Source organism: Rickettsia lanei (genome assembly GCF_056242675.1).
Genome location: NZ_CP172233.1, coordinates 502,864 through 526,955, shown reverse-complemented (window position 1 = coordinate 526,955; position 24,092 = coordinate 502,864). Strand labels below are relative to the sequence as shown.

Sequence of the window (24,092 nt, the reverse complement as noted above, 5' to 3'; positions counted from 1 at the left end):
TAATTTCATTAATTCTTGGGTTTAGGACATTTAAAATTTTCAGGATATTGAACCGATGCTTCACGAACACGATGTAATGCTGATCTAATAGCCACATAAGGATCGGTAGAATTCTTCATCACATAATCACTAAACGGTAATACAACATATCGATCGTTTATTTTACTAACTGCTAGTACTCCTAAGTCAAAATCATTATGAGTGTAGTACATTAATGGATTAAGAGCATAATTAGTAATTACCGAATCCGTCATATCTCTTGCGTTAGTACTACCGATTATCGGCAATACTAAATAAGGACCTGGGGCAACTCCATAATGTGCGAGGGTACTACCGAAAGTTTGACGATCAGACGGCAAACCTACTTTACCTGCCACGTCAAATAAACCGCCTATGCCAAGCGTCGTGTTAATGAGAAACCGCCAAACGCTTTTCATAGTTTTATCGTAATTTAACTGAAGCCCGTAATTTACCGCCGTAAGCGGTGTATCGACATTATTGACGAAACTATTAACGCGTGCTTTTACGTAATCATTCGTGATGTTCTTATAACCTATCGCTAAAGGACGCAATATTATATAATCTAACACAGAATTAAATACAAACACTTTACGGTTGAATTTTTCATATGGATCATAAACTTCTATGCAACCGTTTTCATTGCTTCCACCATTATAGTTATATATTTCATTATCAACATATTCAAGATCAGCTCTTATCGATAATGAACATAAAATAATGGATAATATAATTAATATTCTCATTGATTTATGCTGTTTTCTTACAAACAATAATACTATATTTATTGTTTTCCGCTAGTATTATTTCTTCCGAAGTTAATATAGTAAAATTATTTTTTTGTAAAAAATTATTTATTTCATTCAAGTTAAAAATAAATTCTTTGCGTTTTACTGAAAATTGTGTCTTCGTCGCATTCGGTAAACAAAGGGCAAAATACCCTTGTTTATTAAGAGATGAGTATATTAAATTAAAATATTCTATTAAATTGTTAGTAAACGATAATCCGCAAAAACTAAAAATAATATCAAATTTATTAGAGTTTTGTTTTAAAAATTCATCGATAGCAATATTATATATTTGATCGTAAATTTTAGTGTTCGGGTAATATGTTTCTTGTAACTTATTCATTAAAGCAGACACTTCTACACCGGTTAAAGTAAAACGTTCCGGAAAACGTTTTTGTATTTCATAACCTACAAGCCCTATATTACTTCCAAGTTCCAAAATAGAGTAATTATCCGGTAAATCAGATATCTGCTTAAGTGCTTCATTAACAAACCTATACGGAAGATGGATATTGTTATCGTTATTAAAAATAGTAGGATAATATTGTGCAGTTAAATCACGATATTTTCCACAAATTTCTTGAGGTATTTCAGTAATATCCTTATAATTTTTCAAAAAATTTATAAATATAGGTTTATATTTTTCATTAGATTTTTCTAAATATTCTATAGCTTGCCTGTAATTATTTTTTAAAAAATAAACCCATCCGAGTTGAGAATATACTTTAGAATCATTAGGATTAAAAAATTTATCAACTAGTTTAAACCTAAGTAATGCATCATTTAAATTACCTCTATATAAATGATCGAGTCCAAGTTGATAATTAGTTTCGGTTAAATGAGAGAATTTATATTTACAATCACTTATATAATTTTTAAATTCTAAAATTTTATTCTTAATAAAATTTGGTACATTTATTATAGTTAAGCAATAATGTTTGATTTTGTCTTTTATTTTACCGAGCATAGTTTAATTACTAAATTAATATTACTTACTATAATAAAGCATATCTTGATAAATTTTTAAATAAAATAATAATTTTACTTGTGAATTAATGGTATTGAAGCTAGGATGTACATGTTATTATATGTACATCAGTAGGTAGCTCATGAACTCAATTAGCGGCACTTCATTTAGAAAAAACTTAAGCTCTGTACTAAATACCGTAGAAAACGATCATGTCCCTTATATTATTAAAAGAAAAAATCATAAGAATATTATTCTTTTAACCGAAGAAGAATATGAATCTACAAAAGAAACATTATATTTATAATCTAATCTTGCTAATGCGAATCGAATAAAAAAATCTATCGAACAAGCAAAAAGAGGCGAGTTTGCTAAAGTTAATTTAGATGATTGAGATTGAGTGGACACTAAAAGCAGTGGAAGGATTTAGCATATTGGAAAAAAATACGATATTAAAAAAATATGAACGTATTAAACTTCTAATAAAAAATATCCAAGAAGCACCGGTTACAGGTATAGGTAAGCCCGAACCTTTAAAACATATATTATCAGGTTTATGGTCACGTAGAATTAACCACGAACATAGACTAATATATTCTGTCAATACTAAACAAATTATAATATATAATTGTAGATTTCATTATAAGAATTAATATTTATTTCTTGAAATTACCGATTTTACTATAGCTTTCATTTAATACGGACTCAAATTATGTCAATTATTTCTACGAAGCTAACTTCTATAAAACCGTCGCCGACCCTTGCAGTCGTTAAAAAAACTCTTGAACTTAAAAAAGCGGGAGTTGATATTATCACACTCGGTGCCGGTGAGCCTGATTTTGATACGCCTGACAATATTAAGGAAGCAGCGATTAAAGCGATTAAAGACGGCTTTACTAAATATACTAACGTTGAGGGTATGCCTCTTTTAAAGCAAGCAATAAAAGACAAATTCAAACGTGAAAATAATATAAATTACGAACTTGATGAAATAATAGTAAGCACCGGCGGTAAGCAAGTTATATATAATTTGTTTATGGCATCTTTAGACCAAGGGGATGAGGTAATTATTCCAGCACCCTATTGGGTTTCATATCCTGATATGGTTGCACTTAGCACAGGAACACCTGTTTTTGTAAATTGCGGAATTGAAAATAACTTTAAATTAAGTGCAGAAGCTTTAGAACGTTCAATTACGGATAAAACTAAGTGGCTTATTATTAACTCACCTAGTAATCCAACAGGTGCAAGCTATAATTTTGAAGAACTAGAAAATATTGCTAAAGTTTTAAGAAAATATTCACATGTAAACGTAATGTCCGATGATATTTACGAGCATATTACTTTTGATGATTTTAAATTTTATACATTAGCCCAAATAGCACCTGATTTAAAAAAGAGAATATTTACCGTAAACGGAGTATCTAAAGCTTATTCTATGACGGGTTGGCGTATAGGCTACGGTGCAGGCTCTCAAGCTTTGATTAAAGCAATGACTATTATTCAGTCGCAAAGTACTTCAAACCCTTGTTCAATAAGTCAAATGGCTGCTATTGAAGCATTAAACGGTCCTCAAGATTATATAAAGCCTAATGCTTTAAATTGTCAAAAAAAGCGTGATCTTGCTTTATCAATTTTGAAAAGAGTAAAATATTTTGAATGCTATAAGCCCGAAGGGGCGTTTTACTTATTTGTTAAATGCGATAAAATATTTGGGCATAAAACTAAATCAGGAACAATTATTGCAAATAGTAATGATTTTGCCGAATATTTACTTGAAGAAGCAAAAGTTGCCGTAGTACCTGGTATCGCTTTCGGCTTAGAGGGATATTTTAGAATCTCTTATGCTACTTCTATGGAAGAGCTAGAAAAAGCTTGTATTAGAATTGAGAGAACAATCGATGTCATTCCTGCTTAATTGCATGGATACCAAATCGTCATTGCGAGCAGCCATAGGCTGCGTGACAATCTCGTCAAATATCCTGAGATTGCTTCGTCACTTACTTCGTAATTTCCTCGCAATGACGGAAAAGTTAAAAAGCCACCTAAACCAACAAAAAAATAATGCGGAAAGTTTTTAAAAAATTTTTAAAAAATAATAAATACGTACTTAGTATCATTACTATTTTACTATATTGGTATTTGCGTTTTGTTTACTTTACTTCAAAGCAGAAATTTATATTTTACGATAACGGCAATAAGGAAAAATTCCTAAACGAACAAGGGGTAATCTTTGCATTTTGGCATAATATGCTTGCCTTAAGTCCGTCTATGTTTATAGGACATAGAAATATCTATGCTTTAATATCACCGCATTTAGACGGAAAAATTTTAAACGATCTAGTAGGAAAATTCGGTTGCAGAGTGATAGTAGGTTCTACTAATAAAAATCCAATTGGAGCTTTACGTAATATTATAGGTAAGTTATCTCAAGGTGCAAATATAATAGTCACGCCGGACGGTCCTAAAGGACCGGTATATAAAGTAAATAGCGGTATTACCGAAATTGCCTATAGATATAACACAAAACTTATTACTATAGTCAGCTCCACTTCTAGATGTTTCAGATTAAAAAGTTGGGATAAATTAATAATACCCCTACCGTTTGGTACCATTAAAATCATAGTTGGCTCGCCTTTAGAACTCACAAATGATAAAATACAAAACCATATAAGCCTTGAAAAACAATTAGCAAGCTTAACAGAAAGTTTAAAGAAATGATGTTATTATATTATGCTTTAAGCTTTATATTATTACCTGTTTATTTTATCATAATGCTTATACGTTTATTAATAGGTAAAGAAGATATAAGACGCATCCAAGAGCGTTTTGCTATTGGCAAACACAGACAAGACTATTCATTAGACTTCGTGCAAACGTCCGCTAATCAAGAGGAATTTAAAGGAGACACTTCGCTGCGAACCACAGCGTATACACTAATACGTGAGGATGAAGGGTTAGGATCGACGTATAAATTACCTTTAGAAGCAAGTTATGCACGAAGGCTGATATGGATTAATGCAGCAAGCATTGGCGAGTCTATGGTAGCTTTAACATTAATACATAATATAAGTAAACGCTACCCTGACGTTCGTTTTCTAGTAACTTCTTGGACTAACAGCTCCGCTAAAATATTAACTGCCAAATTACCTAAAATAGCAGTTCACCAATTTTTACCGATAGATAATATTATTTTTACTCGAAAATTTTTAAGAAATTGGCAACCTGATTTAGGCATTTTTATAGAATCGGAATTATGGCCGTGTACTATTAATGAGGGAGCAAAGCAGTGTAAATTACTACTAGTTAATGCTCGTATTTCCGATAAATCGTTTAAAGCTTGGCTACAAAGAAAAAGCTTTTTTCAGCTTATTCTCAAAAATTGCAGTAAAATTATCGTACAAAGCGAACGTGACTTACAAAAATTCAATGAACTTGGCGTATCAGATGCAGTGAATTTAGGCAATATTAAATTTGCCAACGAAAAACTTCCGGTTAATCAAGAAGAGTTATCAAAATTAAGCTTACATTTAGACAATAAGCGAGTCGTGCTATTTTCCAGCACTCACCCCGAAGATGAAGAGGTGATTTTGCCTATAATCAAAAACCTAAAAGAGCAGTTTTTAGACTGCTATATTATCTTAATTCCAAGACATCCTGAGCGAGTTAAATCAATTATCGATAATTGTAAGTCACATAATTTATCCGCTACCGCTAAGTCGCAAAATGATTTACCTGTTTTAAGCGATGATCTTTATATAGTTGATAGGTTCGGCGAAATGGGACTATTTTTTTCTGTAGCTACAATTTCTTTTATCGGCGGTTCTTTTAAACAAGGCGGACATAATATTTTAGAAGCAGCATATTTCTCTAATTGTATTATATTCGGTCCCGATATGAGCAAAAACACCGATATCGCTAAAGGCGTACTGCAAAATGAAGCAGCTATCCAAATCAAAAACGGTGAAGATTTACTAACTAAACTAACATATCTACTCAGGTCTAATAATGCTCTAGAACTTACAGCTTACCGCGAAAATGCTTTAAAATTTATTAAGGACAACCAAAAAGTCCTAGATGAATATTTAAAAGTAATTACGAAGTTTCTTTGATAGAATTTAACTAAAAACTCTTATTCTCCTAAAAGCTCTATAGTAAATTCAGGATCTACGTGACTGATTTCTATACTTCCGTTATGTTCTAGTATTTTCTTATTCAAATACCTATAATACCCACTACTTATAGGCAAAGAACATAATTCACCTTTATAAACGGTTAAGGCCGGATACCATTGGTTATGAAAAATTATAGGTGGGTTTGGCAACGATAACTTATTTAATTTTCCGTCTCTACCGTAATGTATCTTTAAAAAAGCAGGATCTGCTTTAGGCATGTTTGCCCCATCAGAATATTTTAAAATTAGAATTAGCGAAATATCAAAAGTTTCTCCTGTATCTTCTGTAGTATCAGAGACAATCTCATGCTTCTAAATTCTTGAATCTTAACTATACGCTTGTTATTTAATCTTAATGTTAAGGAAGCTTCAATGGTCTCTTCCAACATAATACCGCACTTATAACCGTTTTCGGTTTTAAATTCTTTTTGAACAACTTTACGCTTAGTAGGTTCAGAAAATATAAATTTTTCCTTACCGGTGCTATTAAAAATTACTTCCTGGACCGACGACTTCTATTGTACCAATTGTCACGTTATAAGCGTTTGAAAGGGTTTTAGCTCCAATCTTTGCACTATCTACCAGTTTTTTTCCGTATATTTTAGCCTTTTCTCTTTTAGATGTAGGAGTATTAGGGGGAGTTTGCTCTAAAGGATCTACACGATTAGTTGTCATCGACTGAGTGGGAGTACTCGTATTACCTCGAGACGAAGGATGCTTTGTTATATAAGTTATTTTACTTTCGGCATCAGTACCGAGTACTGCTATTTGTCCACTTCCTATCTTATAGGCGTTTTCTATAATTTTACTTCCTGTGACGGTAACTTTTACTGCCCCTTCTACTGCTTTATAACATACATAACCGGCACATACTATAATAACTTCAAGCAATTCGGCATCATTATCACTATAATTAGCTTGTCTCCTACGATGCTCTTCAGCAGCATAAATTTGTGCAGCATATTCCTCTTGTGTCCTTGACATAAAATGCTCTTCATTTAAACTAATAATAACAATTAATGTAAGATTTTCTATGATTAAGTCAATATAAATCTTTTATTATAAAGTAAAAAACCGAAAATTATTTATTAATAGATAGTTGATTATAGTTAGAAAGATATTATAAATACGAGTTTAGAATAAGCACTTATCCTAAATTCGCCTTTGTTTGCTTTGAAAAGGTGTGAGTGAGTATTCACGAGTTTTTTACTGTCACCTAGTTCAATTGACCACGGGAAGGTATTATTGCGTGGATAGAAAAACGTATTCGGTGTCATACCGTGGTTTGACCACGGTATTCATAAAAATAACTAGTATTAGGTGTTTTTATATTTTTACTGGATCCCGCGATCAAGTCGCGGGATGACAGGATAGAATTGTGTCTGCACAACAACGCATGCTTGCAATGACGATTTGGTATCCACGCGGGAATGACATTGAAGCTATGAAACAAGCCCATTAACCTTGCGTAATGGCAGCTACTTCATCGGCAAAGTTTTTTTCTGTGTGTTCTATACCTTCACCAAGTTCGTATCTAATAAATTTGGCAATTTTAATTTCTGCACCGAGTTCTTTTTCAGCATTTTTAATTACTTCCGCAACGGTAAGTTTAGGTTCAAATAAGAAATTTTGCTGAAGTAATACAACTTCCGAGAAGAATTTACGTATTCTACCTTCTACCATTTTTGCTATAATATTATCAGGCTTTCCTTCTTCTTTAGATTTTTCAAAAAATACTTTTCTCTCACGCTCTACGAGTGCTTGATCCAAGCTTGAATCATCTATACTTTGCGGGTTATTTCCTGCTACATGAACAGCAATTTGTTTAGCTAAAGCTTCTAGTTTTGCTTTATCTTTTGCGTTAGACGCAAGACCTACTAATACGGAAATTTTTCCTAAATTCGGTACAACTTCATTATGCACGTACGAACCGATTGCTCCTTCAGATATCTCTAATACATCCATACGACGTAATGTTAAATTTTCACCGATTGTAGCGATATTTTCTATAATTTCTTCTTCAACTGATTTACCGCTTTGCATTTTAAATGTTTTTAGCGTGTCTATAGTTTTTGCAATTACTGCAAGATTTGCAATATCTTTAACTAGATCCTGAAACTGCTCATTTCTAGCAACAAAATCCGTTTCGGAATTTACTTCAATTACCACTCCGGTAAGCCCATCAACTTTTGCAGCCGTTAAACCTTCAGAAGCAATGCGTCCGGCTTTCTTTGCAGCAGCAGCTAAACCTTTCTTACGAAGAAAATCAATAGCTTCTTCAAAATTACCGCTGGTTTCTATTAATGCTTTTTTGCAATCCATCATACCTGCACCGGTTTTTTCTCTTAATTCTTTAACTGCTACAGCACTTATATTTATTTCACTCATACCTTACTTTCTCCTTAATTATTATATTTGGCTTGGGTTGTAGCTCGAAGAACGCCCCTGGTGTCACCCCGTGGCTTGCTCCTAGGGTCTATAAAAACAATTTAAAATACTAACATTAATATTATTAGTATTTTTAAGCTGGATCCCGCGATCAAGTCGCGGGATGACAATGGGAAATCCAATCAATGCAACAACACTTATGCATTATCAGAATTTTTATTTTCATCGGCATCATTTAATACTTGCTCAAATTCTGTATTTGTCTCTTCATCAATATTTTTCGTTTTAGAGAATTTTTTAGCTTGTTTTAATTTAGAAACATTTTTAGAAGTTAACCCCTTATCTGTATGCTCTTGCATAGCACCCATATCAACTCCTGAAGCTTTCATTGATTCTTCAAGTCCTTGTAATGCCGCATCTGCAAATAAACTACAATAAAGTCTTATTGATCTTATAGAATCATCATTACCCGGAATCGGATAATCTACATTATCAGGATTAGAATTAGTATCAACTACTGCAACTATAGGAACATTAAGCTTTACCGCTTCATTAATTGCGATATGCTCTTTATTAGTGTCAATAACTACTAGAAGATCAGGTTTAGAATTAAGATTTCTAATACCGGCAAGAGATAGAAGTAATTTATCTTTCTTACGGCTCATATCGAGTATCTCTTTCTTAGTATAACCCATAAGTGCTTCTTCGTTTTCTAAGGTTTTGTCTAACTTATTTAGCTTTTCTATTGAACCCGCAATAGTTTTCCAGTTAGTTAGCATACCACCAAGCCATCTATGATTTACGTAATACTGCCCGCATTTTTCGGCATATTCCGCTATAATATCGCTTGCCTGTATTTTAGTACTTACAAATAATATTTTACCGTCTTTTTTTACAGTTTCATATATTGCATTCAAAGCAACGTTCATTAAAGCGACACTTTGTCTTAAATCGATTATATGAACATCATCACGTTCACCATATATATAAGATGCCATTTTAGGATTCCAGCGTGAGGTCTTGTGACCGAAATGCACGCCCGCATCTAATAATGCTTTAATGTTAACAGATGGTATTTTTGACATTTTTAAATTCTCCTAATTGTTAGTTTATACCTCCGTAAGATGTCCATTCTAATGAACTAACATATATCTTACGTGTGAATTTTTTGCTTAAGTTTTGGATAATCGTCATTGCGAGCAGCCGTAGACTGCGTGACAATCTCATCAAATATCCTGTAAGATTGCTTCGTCAATTATTACATAATTTCCTTGCAATGACGACTTACAAGCCCATAAATTATATACGCATATTGCGTAATTTACAAGCTTTTATTCTTTGCGCCAAATAGTAGTACCATCAGGTTGATCTTCTAGAATTATTTTTTCCTCTAATAACTGGTTACGAATTTGATCGGCTAATAACCAATTTTTTTGTTTTTTTGCTTCCAAACGCTTATTTACAAGCTCATTTATATAGAGTTCATCCACACCGCTATTAAACCACTCGTGTGGACTCTTATTCATTAAACCAATAAAATTAGCACAAGTAATAATAGCAGAGGCGTTAAGCTGCCTTTCTTCTTCAGTTTTAGAAATAAAAACACCTTTAGCGTAGTCATTAATGATTTTAACGGCAAGCGGCGTATTCATATCATCAAGTAAGCTTTGCATGAAATCATGAGGTAAATCTATTTTCTGCACATTAATATTTTCTATAGCTCTATACCAATAATCTAAAGTTTTCTTAGCATCTTCTATAGCTTTATCATTATAATCAAGAGGACGCCTATAGTGACTACTTAATAAAAATAACCTTACTACTTCTCCTTGAATTTGTTTATCCATTAAATCCCTTACAGTAATAAAATTACCAAGAGATTTACTCATTTTCTCACCGTTAACCGTTAGAAACCCATTATGTACCCAATATTTAGCATAGGTAGAACTTGGAAAAGCACATCTACTTTGAGCAATCTCATTGGTATGATGCGGAAAGATTAAATCTGCTCCGCCGCCGTGAATATCAAAATTCTCACCTAAATATTTGTAGCTCATGGCTGAACATTCAATATGCCATCCAGGGCGACCAAGTCCCCAGGGGCTTTCAAAATTCATATTTGCCGATTCATTTTGCTTTGCCGGTTTCCATAATACAAAATCTTGTGGATTTTTTTTGGTTTTACTATTTTCTACATGCACTCCCTCAAACATTTCTTCTAAATTTCGGTTAGATAATTCCGTATAATTTGGCGCTGATAAAACATCAAAATAAACATGATTATCAGCAATATATGCGTGATCTTTTGCTATTAAGCGTTCTATTATTGCGATCATTACATCAATATGCTTTGTAGCTTTCGGCTCAATACTAGGTAGCATACAACCTAAATATGCCATATTTTTATGAAACTCTTTCGTAACTTTATCAGTCAACTCATCAATAGTAACACCAAGTAGTGCAGCTCTATCGATAATTTTATCGTCAACATCCGTAATGTTACGTACATATTTTACTGCCTTCTCACCGAATATTTTTATAACTATACGATAAAGTAAATCATATACTACTCCTGACCTACTATTGCCTATATGAGGATTATAATAAACAGTCGGTCCACATACATACATTTTTACGTTATCTTGATCTTGAGGATTAAAAACCTCTTTAGTACGACTAAGAGTGTTATATAAGCGCAATTGAATTTGCATATTTTATATTTACCAAAAACTGAAGTACATTTCTTTCAAAATTAGTATTACATACTCCTTTTGAAAAAAGTTTAAAATTTGGAGTATACATTAGCTTGTGATATATTAAACACATTTTGGCTAAAAAATTCATTGGTTAACAAAAATTAGTAATTAATAGTTCACATAAGTTAACAAAAATTATATTATCCGCCTCGTTTGTATTGAATAATAACTAATCGAGGTTTGAATGAATTTACAAAATTCCCACTCAAAAAAATATGTTTTAACTTTTTTCATGTCAACATGTTTGTTGACTAGTAGCTTTTTAAGTACAAGTGCTAGAGCGGCAAGCTTTAAAGATTTAGTTAATAAAACCCCGGCATGGGAAAAGCACAATTCAACACAGCAACAAAATATTTGGAAAGATTTGACTCTAAATGAAAAAATCAAAAAATGGCAAGAAGCAGCTTTAGTTCCTAGTTTTACTCAAGCACAAAATGATCTAGGAATAAAGTATAAGGAAACAGATTTATCAAGTTTTTTAGATAATACTAGACATAAAGCAAGACAAGCAAGAGCTGAAATTTTATTATACATCGAAAGAATAAAACAACAGGATTTTGATACAAAAAAACAAGAATATATTAATCAAGGTGTAGTTCCTACAGATATAGAAGCAGCAACAAATCTTGGAATAAGTTATGACCCTAGCAAAATAGACCATAATGTAGAACACGATCAAAAGGTACGTCGTGCAGAAAAAGACAAAAAAGCAGTAATCGAACTATATATCAGCTCAATAAACAGAGATATTAAATACAAACATTATGTTGATAATGATATTATCCCTGAAATACAAGAAGTAAGGACTGCTCTTAACATGAATAAAGATGATGCACAATCTTTTGTTGCTTCAATAAGAACTGAAATTATGGAAAACGCAAAGGGACAATATATAGCCGATAGCCATATTCCTACAGAAAAAGAGTTAAAAAAGAAGTTTGGTATATCTCGTGATGATAATAGAGACGGCTATATTAAGTCAATAAGACTTAAAGTTATGGAAAACGCAAAGGGACAATATATAGCCGATAGCCATATTCCTACAGAAAAAGAGCTAGAGCAGAAATTTGCTGCTGATAAAGGTGAGGCAACAAATTATATCGCATCAATAGCAACTCAGATGATGCTTGGTAAAAAATCGTACTATATAGATAATAATATTATCCCTAACACTGACGAATTAATGAATGCATTTAATATAGGGCCAGTAAAAGCAACTTCTTATATAAACCAAATAAGAGCCGGAATAGAAGCAAAGCAGTTTCTAAACAACAATGATACTACTAAACTATCTACCGGACGCTCTCAAAAAAAGAGCGGAAGCAAAAACGACCATTGGTATATGTCAAATCAAAGTATAAATGATACAGGAACATCTTCACGGATTTTCACAGGTAGAGAAAAGAAACAACGATATTTTTTTGATCCTATAAGTACTTTTAAAACTCACTTTAATACTAAAGCAAGTAAGGGTAATTTAACGCAGTCTCAACACACTATAAATAGAATAATACAACAAGAAGAAAATATTGAAGAATTTAAAAATCTTATTAAAACAGATCCTATAGCAGCATTAACTCTTCAAGTAGATAGTAGTTATAAACAAGAAGCAGTAACGACTATCTTAAGTGATTTTAATGATGATACTATTCAAAGGGTATTATTTAGCAATGATAAGGGACAATTAGATTTCAAGACCAATATTGACGTTAAAAATAGACCTATTTTACAAGAATTATTAGAAAATAGTTCTTCTGAAGAAAAAACTAAATTTGCTGAAAGAATTCAAGACTATGCAACACGAAATATATCTAATAGTCAATTTGAAGAAAAGGCACGATTAGATCTTATCAAACTAGCAGCAAGTCAAGATAAGCGTTCAGTAGAAAACTTTTTAACTCTGCAATTAGAGTTAAAAAACAGAATGCAACCCTATATTGTAAACAGCGTCTATGTTTTAACACCAGAAATAGTACAAGAAATAAATATAGAACTAAAAAATAAAGGGCTAATAAGAGATAGTTTAACTAAAGACTATATGATTAAACTAGCCAAAGAAGTAAATAACCACACATTAAATTCAGTAATTAAAGTAATATTATCTGATAGTAACATACTCAGCAATGAAACCAATAAAATTTTAGGGTTAGCAGTAGGTAATAATGCAAATAATTTAGAACAAACACAAAGCGGCATTCCGAATCCACCACCTCTACCGCTCAATGGGGATATTCCAAATCCGCCTCCTCTACCGCTAAACGGAAGCATGCCACCACCGCCCTTACATTCTCAAGGCTTTAGTAGCAACTCTAAACATTTTGATTTAAATCAGTTACAAACAGAATATCCTCACATACATTCGTTATATATTCAGTTTACTCACAATACTACTGTTCAATCAAAAGCACCACTTCAACCTACAGCTTCTAGTGCAACCAGCACAGGCAGAAGCACGCCAGAAACAGCTTATGCCAAACTATATGCAGAATATAGAACTGAGACAGGAGGTACAAAAGCTAATGATTTACAAGATCAGCTTATAAAAAGACAAGCTGATCTTACAAATGTTATACGTCAAATATTAACAGAATCATACGCCAACCAAGGAGCTGACGAGAAAACTCTTGTAAATTTATTTAGCATTTCAACCCCTGAAATCGCAGAAAAAGCTAAAGAAGCTTTTAACACCCTTGCTCAAGACCAGTATATAAAAGATATAACCGTAAATGGTAAGAAAACAATAACAAGCGAAGAGATAATTAAAAATCTTTTCAATGAAGACACTGATGATGCAGTAAAACGTATTTTATTATCGTCATGTAAAATATCTGAAGAATTAAAGAGACCTATTAAACTTGAATTCAATAAATCAGCATTGATTAGAGAGTTACAGGGCAAACAAAATCCGTTTGAACAATTAGAATTTGCCTATATTAATGCAAAAAACTTCGATCAAGATATATTTAGCAATAGAGTCGACGAGTTAATTAACAACCCTAATATATTAACTATAGCACAACAAGCTACTTTTTTAATAACAGAAGATACAAACTTAAGAAAAACAATTAATTCTGATCAAGCACAGGCTAAACTTGATGATTTAAGAACAGCTATTTTAAGCACAATAAAATTTGAAGAATTAATTACAGCAAATTTACCTCAACATGATTTTATTGCTATAGTAAAGGAAAAAGACCCCGCATTATTACAAGAGTTTTTAAAAGCTACTACTCTCAAACTAACAGGTAATAATAATTTAGATCAATTAAGATTAGCTTTGCCTTCATTTACAGACATGAGCAATGAACAAATAAGAATTCTTGCTAATAAATTAAAGATGCCTATAATATTAAAAGCTATTCAAGAGTGCTCGCAAGAAAAAGCTAAACAACACATCCATACCGGAAACATGCCACCACCACCACCGCCACTGCCTAATACACAAGATTTGGAATTAGCTTATCTAAAAAGTTTAGGGATTACTAAATTCAATACATCTACTTTTAAAACAACTCCAAAAACTTATCACTTTAGCTCCGATATAGCTTTAAGATATAAAGAATTTACTTTATCAGGACAAAAATCAGCAGGATATAAAGCAAAATACTCCGATGCCGATTTATTGCAAAAAGCTATAGTGGAATCAGTAGCATTTGAGCATTCAAAAAATTTATCTAAAGCTCATCAAAATAATAAGTATTTTGCACAAATCCAAGAAGCAGTCGACACTATGCACCCTCGCTTTATAGGTCCTAGAACTGAAATAGGACAAAAAATACATAATATTTATACTTCTAAACTTTTGGAATTAACAAAAGATAAAGAATTTATTAAATATGTTGAAGATAATATTATACTTAGCAAAAAATTAACGGAGGCGTTTACTTCCGCTGACTCTGATTTTATAGATTCTAGAACTGAAATAGGACAAAAAATACATAATATTTATATACAGCAATTGACAAAATATCCAGAGGAAGCCGTAAAAGAGGCATTTAATACTGCTCACCCTGATTTTATAGGTCCTAGAACTGAAATAGGGCAAGAAGTACATAATATTTATAAATCTCAACTTTTAGAGTTAGCAAAAGATAAAGAATTGTTTCTATTTGTTCAACAAGTACTAGTAGAGTCTGCTGAACTAGAACAAAAATATGGTAGTGATATTCAATCAGAAAATAGTAACGATGAAAAGAAAGTAGGGCGTTTAGATCAGACAAAATTACGATTATTCCAACAAGAAAACGAAGCTACAAATGACGAATCCTCAACAAAGGATTATACACAACCTGAAGATAGCAATAAAAAGTCAGAGCAATCTGATTCAAAAACCGCTTTATCACCGAGATCATTGAGTTCTAACGATAGCAAAAATGATAAATCATCAGATTACAAAAAATCACTTCTAGCATTAAGATCTAGTGATGAAGACGATAAAGGGTATGCAACTGATGAAGAAGAATTAGAAGAAAGCAATAGCACCACTGGCGAAGAATTAAAAAAAGATATATCAGATTACAAAAAATCACTTCTAGCATTAAGATCTAGTGATGAAGACGATAAAGGGTATGCAACTGATGAAGAAGAATTAGAAGAAAGCAATAGCACCACTGGCGAAGAATTAAAAAAAGATATAGTTTTAGAAAGCGAAGATGAAGCTATCGATGTATCATTCAAAACTGAAGCAATTACAGAACAAGATGAGGTGACACAGAGACAACAGGTATCTGATGATACTAGGGGGAAAGTAGCAATATTAGTTCAGGCGACTTCAACTCTTCACAAACCTGTTCACTATAATATAAATGATAGATTAACGGTTGCTGCAATAGGGGCCGGTGATGAAGAAACTAGTATAAACAGAGGGGTATGGATTAGCGGCTTATACGGCATCAACAAACAAAGCATTTGGAAGAATATTCCAAAATATCAAAATCGTACAACCGGCATAACCATCGGGGCTGATGCTGAATTCATCAATAGTCATGATGTTATAGGAATAGCTTATAGCCGTTTGGCATCCCACATTAAATATAATAAAAAACTAGGGAAAACAGCAGTTAACGGTCATCTTTTAAGCATTTACAGTCTAAAAGAACTAATTAAAGGTTTCTCATTGCAGACTATAACATCTTACGGTCATAATTATATTAAGAATAGATCTAAAAATATTAATAATATAATTGGAAAATATCAAAACAATAATTTAAGTTTTCAAACTTTATTAAATTATAAATATCGTACAAAATACGATTTACATTTTATTCCTAATATCGGTTTTCAATATGATTATTCAAGAGCTAGCAACTATAAAGAGTATAATGTAGATATAGAAAATCTCATGATTCAAAAGAAATCAAATCAATTATTTGAAAGTAGCCTTGGCGGTAAAATAGTGTTTAAGCCTATAGTGACCACAAACAATATAGTATTAACACCAAGTTTGTATGGTAATATTGAGCATCACTTCAATAATAAAAATACAAAAGTTAATGCAAAAGCGACTTTTAAAGGACAAACATTACAAGAAACAATTATTACACTAAAACAACCTAAGCTTGGATATAATATCGGTAGTAATATACTTATGAGTAGAAAAAATATCAATGTTCTACTTGAGTATAATTATTATACGCATAGAAAGTATCAAAGCCATCAAGGACTTATGAAACTAAAAGTCAATTTGTAAATCCACCAATAGAAAATTTAAATAAGGATAAGCTTTTCCTAAGAGCTTATCCTTTCTTAATGAATAAACTTATTAACCAAACACTCCTGCATAGAATACTGGAGTACTAAATATAGTAAAAAATAGTTTCAATGAATAGCTATTAAGTACAAGATGCCCTAATTGGTCAAAAGGAAAAATATTAAATAAGCTCATAATCCCAATTACAATAAAAGTATCGATAAATAAAGAAATTGCTGTACTAAAATTATTTCTGATCCATAAATAAATATTAATATCAACAAGTTGAGCTATATAACAAGCAAAAGTTGATACTAAAAAAGATATTAGTAGCTTCCAATTTATCCATGAGACTTATTATTAAAACTACTATTATATTAAAAATAATAGCAAGCTTTACACAAAAATTGGTTCTTTCTTTATCGTAAAACTCAGCTATTAAATCCGTTAATAAAAAAGTTAACGGGTAAAAAATTGCTCTTATAGATAATTCAAGAATATAAAAATTAAAAATATTAAGGTAAACAAATTTTTGCTATATTAAGTTTCCTACTATACTGTAAAAAACGTACATAAAATGATATAAAATTTTTCTTTTATATTAAATTCTATAGCCATTTCTAAAATTATTTTAGGTGCAAAAACATTGCTGTACTCTAATAATATATATTGGGAGTTCTGAAAACTATACTAAATTCTCTGATGTCATGCCATTGATCCATAGGTGTTGTTACATGACTCCTGTTATGTCATTCCCGCAAAAGCAGGAATCCAGTACTTTTATCTGTCACCCCATGGTCAAGCAACGGGGTGACACAGTGGATTTGACCGATCCACGCAACAACACCAACAAAGGTAGACAATGACAAGTATGAGAGATATTACTAAGATAAAGCTGTAACTATTTAGCTATAGGTAAACTATTTTCTGCTTGATTTTCTTCAATTTCATTAATCTTAGAAACTAAATCAGATTTCTTTTTTGAGGAAAGGTTAGCAAGTACTATTGCATTTATTAAAAATAATGTTGTAAGTATTATAGTGCTTTTAGTAAGAAAATTACCGACTGTTTTAGCACTGACTACTCCCATATTATTACCGCCGCTTATACTACTAATCCCATCCGATCCGCTACGCTGCATCAGAATAACTATAATTAGCAATATTGCAATAGTAATATGTACAAAAAGAAGAATGTCTATCATATAATAAAATAATCGTTACCGTATTTTAAATGTAAATCATACATTAGTTTTATATTATTTGCAACTTAGCTTTATAAAATAAACATAATACTATAATAGTATCTGACAGAAACTAGACTAAAATCAGCATATGAATTTTTCAAGAAAGGTTACTCACAAAGCTTAGGATGTGTGGTGGTGCTACTAGGGGGAATCGAACCCCCGACCTCTTCATTACCAATGAAGTGCTCTACCCCTGAGCTATAGTAGCAAGATTATTTCAAACTCTTTTTGCCACATATTTGTCATTAAATCAAGAAAAATTTTGGACATTCGTTTACTCTTTACAAAAAAGCTCTTATTCGATCTCTTCATGCGCTCCACTTATATGTACCCCATCATAAGATGCTAATATAGTTTCATTAGCATGCATCCCAAATTCTTTCTGTAAATAATCACTTAAAATCTTTAGTGTTTTTTCTTTGGTTTGGCATGCTAATATCATTTTATTATCTTGTACTAACTTGTGTAATTTGGGTATCTCTTCTGCAGTAACAAGCCTCATTGCCAAACAACCATTTTCTTCTTATTGTAGAAGGTCAGCCGTTACACTCGTAGTAACTCTATGACATGTACCGAATAAGTCTAGATCTATCCTTGAAATTGCTTCGTCACTAGTTACTTCTTTAAAAGTTCTGGAATGATTGATGTATCCTCAGAGATACTGGCAAAGACTAATCCCTTTGCAGTTATTTTATGTTCACAAACATCGCCATAGTAATAACTCTTAGGTTTAAAGACTACAATTTTGTTATTAAATTCAACTAGGTTTGCAGGTTTTGTAATTTTTTTCATATTTTATCTAAACTTCTATTTTTATAAAAAGATAAGGCAATCAATGCAAAAATACAGCTTAATATGACATAATAAACTGCTGAGGTTACATGCCCTGTTTTGTGTACTAAATATTCAAAGACAAGAGGCGTAGTACCACCAAAAATACTTGTAGCAGTGTTATATGAAATAGAGAGAGCAGTGTTACGTATATTTGTAGGATACAATTCTGCTTGTAATGCCGGTTCAGGACCGATATAGCTAGCAGCAAGTATAGCAAGTATCAATTGTGAGATAATTACACTTGTGAAGACCCCATTCTCAAAATTATTAAGTAAAAATGGCGTTGTTACAATAATTATTATCAGATTAATTACAAAAATTTTCCTGCGACCTATAATATCGGATAGATAACCGCTTAATAAAGTTACGACTATCATAATCACGTAACACACGCTAGCAAGGCTATTTACCTCATTTTCAGTAAAGTTGCGGCTGATTTTTAAAAACGATACCAAGTAAATTGTAGTGAGATAGAATATTATCGAACCGGGAGCATTGATAAAAATCGAGATTAATATATCAAACCAATAATTGGTAATGACTTTTTTTAACGGTGATTGTAAAATCTTTTTCTGCTCTCTTAGATTTTTAAAATTCGGTGTTTCGTGTGTATTTTTTTTAATATAAAATGCTGCAAAAAGAATAAAAAAACCAAGTAAAAAAGGTATTCTCCAGCCAAAACTATCAAATTGTGAAGCTGTTAGGATATTCTTAACGATATAAGAAACAAAAGAACCAAGCAATAAACCAGCGCATATACTAGACATTGAAATACTACCGGTGAAGCCTTGGTGTTTATGGCTAGTATGCTCAATAACAAAGGAAATAGAGCCGGTCAAAACTCCCCCCATTGATAATCCTTGTAGAATTCGTACACAAATCATTAATATAGTCGCAGTTATACCGATAGTATGGTAAGTTGGTAATATTCCTATTAATACGGTTGGGGCAGACATGCAAAATAACGCACTAGTTAAGGCTACTTTGCGTCCAAATCTATCACCGATAACACCAAAAAATATGCCGCCCAACGGTCTTGCCAAATAACCTATAGCAAATACTAAAAAAACTTGCAGTAAAGAACTATTAGCATCATCATTTGGAAAAAATTTTGTTCCTATTATGGGTGCAAAATAACCGAATAATACATAATCATACCATTCAAAAATGTTAGCGATACCGCTTGAAAATACTAGTTTACTGCAATTCATGTTTTCTATTCATAGCTTTTTTTTCGGAATATATTATAAACAAGGTGGTAGGAATTATTATTACTGCTCCATGAAGTGTGCTTTTATCAGGAAATTCGTTAAATATGAAATATGCCGCTATTACCGAAATCACCAGCTCTAAATATCTATAAGGAGCGGTAGCGGTTGCATCTACCATGGAAAAAGCTTTAAGCAGGAAGAATAATATTAAGCTTCCGCTACTACCGAGTACAAACAATAAAGCTAATTCAAAACTACTAGGAGTTAGCCAATACTGCAATGCTACAGGTAACGACACTATAGCAGTTACTATTGCCGAATAAAATAGCATGCTAATCATCGATTCTTTTATTACGAATTTTTTATTAATAATATCAAGCATAGCAAATGAAATAGCGGCTAATACAAAATACAAAATTTCTGGGTTAAAATCCTCGGCATGCGGTTTAAGCGTAATAACAAGTCCTATCAATCCTACTACGGTAACTACCCATCTTGGCCAAATAATATTTTCGTTCAGAAAAAATATGGCAAGTATTAAAGTAAATAAAGGAATAGAAAAACTTACGACTGTTGCAGTAGTAACGGGAGCTATGGTAAGACCGTAAGTCCAAGAAGTCATACCGAAAAATAATAATAACCCTCTTAATATATGTACAAAAGGACGACTTGTTTTTAAAGTATTTTTACCATAATAAACAACAAAAGGTAGTAAAACTATGCTACTGAAAAAGAAGCGGAAAAAAGCTACTTCAAAGCTATGTAAACGAGTCCCAAGATATTTAGATATTACATCATTGGCACTACTACTTACTAAACTAAGTAAAAACCAACCTATACCAGTGAAATATGTTTTTAATGCATCATTCATTAATATGCTCCAATAATTTCTATAATTTTACTTAAATGTCTTGACTTTTAGCATAAAAGAATTCTATCTTTTATGACAATGGTATAAATAATATAAACAAAAATTTTATATAATAATACGGTAATCAATTTTAAGCAAGTAAAGGTTATAATTATATGTTAAGAATAGTGAAAAAATTAGGGATAATTTTGTTTGTATCCAGCATAAGTATTAATAGTTTTGCTAAAAGCATGTATGATGATGTAGACTCTGCTTCTGACTATGATAGTACACCGTATTACGAAAACGAAGGCAGTTTAGTTTTCAAGATGCGTCTAGGAGGTGTTGTTTCAAGTGCTAAGCAAAAAGGATTACCTACTCCTACCTCTCCTCAACCTGTTTCAGTAGGCGAAGTGGCAAAAAATGGTTATGGAGGTGATGCGTCCACTACTATATTCTTTAATAATTATTTAGCTACTGAATTATCACTTGGCTTTAATGTTTTACGCACTAAATATACATCCCTTGCAGCCGTTGCTCATAATTATGGCGTTGATAATGTTAAACTAGGAAAAAACAAACCTATTTATATTATTCCTGCAACAGTTACCGGACAATTTCATATAGCTCCTTACGGTGGAATAAGACCATATATAGGTATAGGTTATCACGGTTCTTATATGCTTACTCAAGCTACCGGTCTTAAAATTAGAAACGGACACGGTGCCGTAGGACAAATAGGTGTAGATTTTTATGCTAAAGACGATACTTTAATCAATATTGACGTAAGACAATTTTTCTTAAATCCTAAACTTGAGTATAAACCGAATTTAGTAGGTAATAAAACCATGACCTCTAAAGTTAAACTTAATCCTTTAATAGTTTCTATAGGTATAGGATTTACTTTTTAGCCTTGTTGCATGGTTCTTGAAGCGTATTTGTCATCCCGCGACTTGATCGCGGGATCCAGTTTTTTTATTTTTTTTGGATACCGTGGTCAAGCCGCGGTATGACACTAAATAACTAATAATATAAACATACATTCACCTATGTCCCTACAAATTATCCAGTTATTATACTTAGTTGCAGCTGTTTGCTTTATTCTATCACTCAAATTCTTATCCTCACAGAAACAAGCACGTTTAGGCAGTACCATAGGTATTTTGGGGATGGCGATAGCAGTCATCGTTACTTTTTTCCTACCGGATTTTACTCATAAATTACCCATTATAGCAATCATATTATTAGGTGCTGTAATAGGCGGGATTATCGCACTTAAAATCTCCATGACAGCAATGCCTCAATTAGTAGCGGGATTTCACTCTTTTGTCGGTCTTGCTGCGGTATTTGTAGCTTATGCTACAGTACTTGCTCCTGAAAATTTTTCTATAGGAATAGCAGGCAGTTTACCGATTAATGCATTAATAGAAATATCAGTAGGCGTCTCTATCGGTGCTTTAACTTTTAGCGGTTCGATTATAGCTTTTCTAAAACTACAAGGCTTAATGAAAAGTAGCCAGTTAAAATTCTACGGTCAGCAATATATATGCTTATTAACGGCAATAATATTGGTTATTCTAGTAATATCGTTTATTCGTTCAGAGAATATATTTTTATTTAATCTAATAGTCTTTTTATCACTGTTAATCGGAGTATTACTAATAATACCGGTAGGCGGTGCAGATATGCCTGTTATAGTCTCAATGCTAAATTCTTATTCAGGTTTTGCGGCAGCAGGTATAGGCTTTACGCTTAGCAATAGCCTACTTATTATTACTGGAGCATTAGTCGGTAGTAGCGGAGCTATACTTAGCTATATAATGTGCAAAGCGATGAATCGCTCATTAATTAAGGTTATTTTTGGGGCGTTTTTGCCTGCACCTACTGGAATTAACAAGGATATAGACGACGATAAAATAGTAAAAACAAGCTGCCCTGAAGATGCGGCACATTTACTACTTAATACATCATCGGTGATAATTGTTCCCGGTTACGGTATGGCAGTAGCCCAATCTCAGCATATCATAAAAGAGATGGTTGATATATTAGAACGTTCAGATATTAATGTACGTTTTGCCGTACATCCGGTAGCAGGTAGAATGCCGGGGCATATGAATGTTTTACTTGCAGAAGCTAATATAGATTATGAGAAAGTACTTGAGCTTGAAGAAATTAATAGAGATTTCGCTACCACTGACGTAGTGCTTGTGATTGGTGCAAATGACGTAACTAATCCTGCTGCTAAAAATGATCCGAACAGTCCAATTTACGGTATGCCGGTACTCGATGTCGAAAAAGCACGTACGATTTTGTTTATTAAACGTTCTATGGCATCCGGATATGCAGGTATAAAAAATGCGCTATTTTATCACGATAATACTTTTATGTTATTCGGCGATGCTAAGAAAGTAGTTGAGGAGATAGTTAAGTTTCTAAATGAAGATTGACTTAAATAACTCTATTTGTTATAATTTCTTAAGTTAAGCCAAAAAACAATTATCATGAATTCACAAAAAACATTACCGCTTCTGCCAAAAGCCACGGCTATATGGTTAATTGAAAATACTTCTTTAACTTTTAAACAAATTGCCGATTTTTGCGGTATTCATGAATTTGAAATAAAAGGTATGGCTGACGGTGAAGTAGCACACTCTATAAAAGGTTTAAATCCAATTGCAAACGGTCAGTTAACTTTAGAAGAAATTGAGCGTTGCAGTAAAGATCCTAATGCTAATTTACAAATTTCATATAGCCCTGCTGATGAATTGATGAAAAATCAGAAAAAAAAACGTGCTAAATACACTCCTATAGCAAGACGTCAAGATAAACCGGATGCTATATATTGGTTATTGTCTAATTATCCGAACATCCAAGACCATCAAATAATTAAATTAATAGGTACTACTAAAATTACTATAGATGCTATTAGAACCCGTAGCCATTGGAATATGAATTCTATTCGTCCTCGTGATCCCGTATTACTGGGGATCTGTAGTCAAATAGACCTGAATAAAATAGTAGAAAGCCTAAAGCCTCCACAAAATCCTACAAAAGAATCATAAAATTATACTATCTGCTATCCTGTGAAAAGCTTGCTTACGTGAATTATTTTTGATTGTTACCCCACCTTGATCAGCGTTATTGCGTAGCTCGTTTATGTCATTTCTGTAT

At 32.3% G+C, this 24,092-nt stretch carries 21 protein-coding genes, 1 tRNA gene and 1 pseudogene; 9 read left to right on the top strand and 14 right to left on the bottom strand.

All coding sequences use genetic code 11. The features are described 5' to 3' along the window. Nucleotides 1–8 precede the first annotated feature (8 nt). Nucleotides 9–764 carry an MlaA family lipoprotein gene (locus ACHBLB_RS03090; RefSeq protein ID WP_014362729.1) on the bottom strand — a complete coding sequence of 252 codons (756 nt, stop codon included), beginning with the start codon at nucleotides 762–764 and terminating at the stop codon, nucleotides 9–11. Nucleotides 765–768: 4 nt separating this feature from the next. Next, nucleotides 769–1,773 carry a methyltransferase domain-containing protein gene (locus ACHBLB_RS03085; protein WP_475842552.1) on the bottom strand — a complete coding sequence of 335 codons (1,005 nt, stop codon included), beginning with the start codon at nucleotides 1,771–1,773 and terminating at the stop codon, nucleotides 769–771. A 142-nt stretch (nucleotides 1,774–1,915) separates the two neighbouring features. Between ACHBLB_RS03085 and ACHBLB_RS03080 the strand changes: the two genes are divergently transcribed. The 5 genes from ACHBLB_RS03080 (at nucleotide 1,916) to waaA (ending at nucleotide 5,885) form a co-directional block, all read left to right on the top strand. Then, a complete protein-coding gene (locus ACHBLB_RS03080) occupies nucleotides 1,916–2,080 on the top strand; it encodes a type II toxin-antitoxin system Phd/YefM family antitoxin (RefSeq protein WP_475842550.1) in 165 nt (54 codons plus the stop codon). 79 nt (nucleotides 2,081–2,159) lie between these two features. After that, the gene (locus ACHBLB_RS03075; RefSeq protein WP_475842547.1) at nucleotides 2,160–2,426 is read left to right on the top strand and encodes a Txe/YoeB family addiction module toxin; all 267 of its coding nucleotides are present in this window, start codon (nucleotides 2,160–2,162) and stop codon (nucleotides 2,424–2,426) included. A gap of 59 nt (nucleotides 2,427–2,485) precedes the next feature. Beyond that, the gene (locus tag ACHBLB_RS03070) at nucleotides 2,486–3,691 is read left to right on the top strand and encodes a pyridoxal phosphate-dependent aminotransferase (protein WP_475842544.1); all 1,206 of its coding nucleotides are present in this window, start codon (nucleotides 2,486–2,488) and stop codon (nucleotides 3,689–3,691) included. A gap of 146 nt (nucleotides 3,692–3,837) precedes the next feature. Next, nucleotides 3,838–4,494: a lysophospholipid acyltransferase family protein gene (locus ACHBLB_RS03065; RefSeq protein ID WP_012736612.1), complete on the top strand. Its 657-nt coding sequence runs from the start codon at nucleotides 3,838–3,840 to the stop codon at nucleotides 4,492–4,494. After that, nucleotides 4,491–5,885 carry a lipid IV(A) 3-deoxy-D-manno-octulosonic acid transferase gene (waaA, locus tag ACHBLB_RS03060; protein ID WP_475842541.1) on the top strand — a complete coding sequence of 465 codons (1,395 nt, stop codon included), beginning with the start codon at nucleotides 4,491–4,493 and terminating at the stop codon, nucleotides 5,883–5,885. The genes ACHBLB_RS03065 and waaA overlap by 4 nt, the downstream gene beginning before the upstream one ends. Before the next feature lie 20 nt (nucleotides 5,886–5,905). Here waaA and ACHBLB_RS03055 read toward each other — a convergent pair whose 3' ends face one another. From ACHBLB_RS03055 to cysS, 5 genes are all read right to left on the bottom strand, one after another. Continuing rightward, complete coding sequence (locus tag ACHBLB_RS03055) at nucleotides 5,906–6,166, bottom strand: hypothetical protein (RefSeq protein ID WP_475842538.1); 261 nt, start codon at nucleotides 6,164–6,166, stop codon at nucleotides 5,906–5,908. A gap of 267 nt (nucleotides 6,167–6,433) precedes the next feature. Further along, nucleotides 6,434–6,931, bottom strand: a complete 498-nt coding sequence (locus ACHBLB_RS03050; protein WP_475842536.1) for a hypothetical protein — start codon at nucleotides 6,929–6,931, stop codon at nucleotides 6,434–6,436. A 474-nt stretch (nucleotides 6,932–7,405) separates the two neighbouring features. Next, the gene (tsf, locus tag ACHBLB_RS03045) at nucleotides 7,406–8,335 is read right to left on the bottom strand and encodes a translation elongation factor Ts (protein WP_475842534.1); all 930 of its coding nucleotides are present in this window, start codon (nucleotides 8,333–8,335) and stop codon (nucleotides 7,406–7,408) included. 197 nt (nucleotides 8,336–8,532) lie between these two features. Beyond that, entirely contained in the window at nucleotides 8,533–9,420 is an 888-nt protein-coding gene (gene rpsB / locus ACHBLB_RS03040; RefSeq protein ID WP_014364383.1) for a 30S ribosomal protein S2, read from the bottom strand. Nucleotides 9,421–9,666: 246 nt separating this feature from the next. Then, a complete protein-coding gene (gene cysS, locus ACHBLB_RS03035) occupies nucleotides 9,667–11,046 on the bottom strand; it encodes a cysteine--tRNA ligase (RefSeq protein ID WP_475842532.1) in 1,380 nt (459 codons plus the stop codon). Between the two features lie 229 nt (nucleotides 11,047–11,275). On the opposite strand from cysS, the gene ACHBLB_RS03030 reads away from it, so the two are divergent. Further along, on the top strand, nucleotides 11,276–16,780 hold the full coding sequence (locus tag ACHBLB_RS03030; protein ID WP_475842530.1) for an autotransporter outer membrane beta-barrel domain-containing protein: 5,505 nt from the start codon (nucleotides 11,276–11,278) through the stop codon (nucleotides 16,778–16,780). Nucleotides 16,781–16,826: 46 nt separating this feature from the next. Here ACHBLB_RS03030 and ACHBLB_RS03025 read toward each other — a convergent pair. The 7 genes and pseudogenes from ACHBLB_RS03025 to ACHBLB_RS02995 form a co-directional block, all read right to left on the bottom strand. Beyond that, nucleotides 16,827–17,398: pseudogene (locus tag ACHBLB_RS03025) on the bottom strand (VUT family protein). Between the two features lie 283 nt (nucleotides 17,399–17,681). Continuing rightward, nucleotides 17,682–17,984, bottom strand: coding sequence for a preprotein translocase subunit SecG (secG, locus tag ACHBLB_RS03020; RefSeq protein ID WP_004996773.1), 303 nt, complete (start codon nucleotides 17,982–17,984; stop codon nucleotides 17,682–17,684). A 175-nt stretch (nucleotides 17,985–18,159) separates the two neighbouring features. Beyond that, nucleotides 18,160–18,234: transfer RNA gene (locus ACHBLB_RS03015), tRNA-Thr, on the bottom strand. An 87-nt stretch (nucleotides 18,235–18,321) separates the two neighbouring features. Continuing rightward, complete coding sequence (locus ACHBLB_RS03010) at nucleotides 18,322–18,534, bottom strand: hypothetical protein (RefSeq protein ID WP_475842528.1); 213 nt, start codon at nucleotides 18,532–18,534, stop codon at nucleotides 18,322–18,324. Between the two features lie 107 nt (nucleotides 18,535–18,641). Continuing rightward, nucleotides 18,642–18,818 (bottom strand): hypothetical protein, encoded by a 177-nt coding sequence (locus ACHBLB_RS03005; protein WP_014362722.1) that lies wholly within the window; start codon nucleotides 18,816–18,818, stop codon nucleotides 18,642–18,644. Further along, nucleotides 18,815–20,071 carry an MFS transporter gene (locus ACHBLB_RS03000; RefSeq protein ID WP_475842526.1) on the bottom strand — a complete coding sequence of 419 codons (1,257 nt, stop codon included), beginning with the start codon at nucleotides 20,069–20,071 and terminating at the stop codon, nucleotides 18,815–18,817. Before ACHBLB_RS03000 ends, ACHBLB_RS03005 begins: the two co-directional genes overlap by 4 nt. Further along, complete coding sequence (locus ACHBLB_RS02995; protein ID WP_475842524.1) at nucleotides 20,058–20,942, bottom strand: DMT family transporter; 885 nt, start codon at nucleotides 20,940–20,942, stop codon at nucleotides 20,058–20,060. The genes ACHBLB_RS03000 and ACHBLB_RS02995 overlap by 14 nt, the downstream gene beginning before the upstream one ends. A gap of 155 nt (nucleotides 20,943–21,097) precedes the next feature. Between ACHBLB_RS02995 and ACHBLB_RS02990 the strand changes: the two genes are divergently transcribed. The 3 genes from ACHBLB_RS02990 to ACHBLB_RS02980 all read left to right on the top strand — a co-directional run bounded on the left by ACHBLB_RS02990 (nucleotide 21,098) and on the right by ACHBLB_RS02980 (nucleotide 23,983). Then, nucleotides 21,098–21,832 (top strand): OmpW family outer membrane protein, encoded by a 735-nt coding sequence (locus tag ACHBLB_RS02990; RefSeq protein WP_475842522.1) that lies wholly within the window; start codon nucleotides 21,098–21,100, stop codon nucleotides 21,830–21,832. A gap of 138 nt (nucleotides 21,833–21,970) precedes the next feature. Next, nucleotides 21,971–23,368: an NAD(P)(+) transhydrogenase (Re/Si-specific) subunit beta gene (locus ACHBLB_RS02985; protein ID WP_475842520.1), complete on the top strand. Its 1,398-nt coding sequence runs from the start codon at nucleotides 21,971–21,973 to the stop codon at nucleotides 23,366–23,368. A gap of 54 nt (nucleotides 23,369–23,422) precedes the next feature. Next, complete coding sequence (locus ACHBLB_RS02980) at nucleotides 23,423–23,983, top strand: cell cycle transcriptional regulator TrcR (protein ID WP_012736602.1); 561 nt, start codon at nucleotides 23,423–23,425, stop codon at nucleotides 23,981–23,983. Nucleotides 23,984–24,092 lie beyond the last annotated feature (109 nt).

Excerpts from the sequence above, each read along its gene's own strand:
- ACHBLB_RS03090 (WP_014362729.1), bottom strand. The coding sequence starts at position 764 with ATGAGAATATTAATTATATTATCCATTATTTTATGTTCATTATCGATA.
- ACHBLB_RS03085 (WP_475842552.1), bottom strand. The coding sequence starts at position 1,773 with ATGCTCGGTAAAATAAAAGACAAAATCAAACATTATTGCTTAACTATA.
- ACHBLB_RS03080 (WP_475842550.1), top strand. The coding sequence starts at position 1,916 with ATGAACTCAATTAGCGGCACTTCATTTAGAAAAAACTTAAGCTCTGTA.
- ACHBLB_RS03075 (WP_475842547.1), top strand. The coding sequence starts at position 2,160 with ATGATTGAGATTGAGTGGACACTAAAAGCAGTGGAAGGATTTAGCATA.
- ACHBLB_RS03070 (WP_475842544.1), top strand. The coding sequence starts at position 2,486 with ATGTCAATTATTTCTACGAAGCTAACTTCTATAAAACCGTCGCCGACC.
- ACHBLB_RS03065 (WP_012736612.1), top strand. The coding sequence starts at position 3,838 with ATGCGGAAAGTTTTTAAAAAATTTTTAAAAAATAATAAATACGTACTT.
- waaA (WP_475842541.1), top strand. The coding sequence starts at position 4,491 with ATGATGTTATTATATTATGCTTTAAGCTTTATATTATTACCTGTTTAT.
- ACHBLB_RS03055 (WP_475842538.1), bottom strand. The coding sequence starts at position 6,166 with ATGCCTAAAGCAGATCCTGCTTTTTTAAAGATACATTACGGTAGAGAC.
- ACHBLB_RS03050 (WP_475842536.1), bottom strand. The coding sequence starts at position 6,931 with ATGTCAAGGACACAAGAGGAATATGCTGCACAAATTTATGCTGCTGAA.
- tsf (WP_475842534.1), bottom strand. The coding sequence starts at position 8,335 with ATGAGTGAAATAAATATAAGTGCTGTAGCAGTTAAAGAATTAAGAGAA.
- rpsB (WP_014364383.1), bottom strand. The coding sequence starts at position 9,420 with ATGTCAAAAATACCATCTGTTAACATTAAAGCATTATTAGATGCGGGC.
- cysS (WP_475842532.1), bottom strand. The coding sequence starts at position 11,046 with ATGCAAATTCAATTGCGCTTATATAACACTCTTAGTCGTACTAAAGAG.
- ACHBLB_RS03030 (WP_475842530.1), top strand. The coding sequence starts at position 11,276 with ATGAATTTACAAAATTCCCACTCAAAAAAATATGTTTTAACTTTTTTC.
- secG (WP_004996773.1), bottom strand. The coding sequence starts at position 17,984 with ATGATAGACATTCTTCTTTTTGTACATATTACTATTGCAATATTGCTA.
- ACHBLB_RS03005 (WP_014362722.1), bottom strand. The coding sequence starts at position 18,818 with ATGAAAAAAATTACAAAACCTGCAAACCTAGTTGAATTTAATAACAAA.
- ACHBLB_RS03000 (WP_475842526.1), bottom strand. The coding sequence starts at position 20,071 with ATGAATTGCAGTAAACTAGTATTTTCAAGCGGTATCGCTAACATTTTT.
- ACHBLB_RS02995 (WP_475842524.1), bottom strand. The coding sequence starts at position 20,942 with ATGAATGATGCATTAAAAACATATTTCACTGGTATAGGTTGGTTTTTA.
- ACHBLB_RS02990 (WP_475842522.1), top strand. The coding sequence starts at position 21,098 with ATGTTAAGAATAGTGAAAAAATTAGGGATAATTTTGTTTGTATCCAGC.
- ACHBLB_RS02985 (WP_475842520.1), top strand. The coding sequence starts at position 21,971 with ATGTCCCTACAAATTATCCAGTTATTATACTTAGTTGCAGCTGTTTGC.
- ACHBLB_RS02980 (WP_012736602.1), top strand. The coding sequence starts at position 23,423 with ATGAATTCACAAAAAACATTACCGCTTCTGCCAAAAGCCACGGCTATA.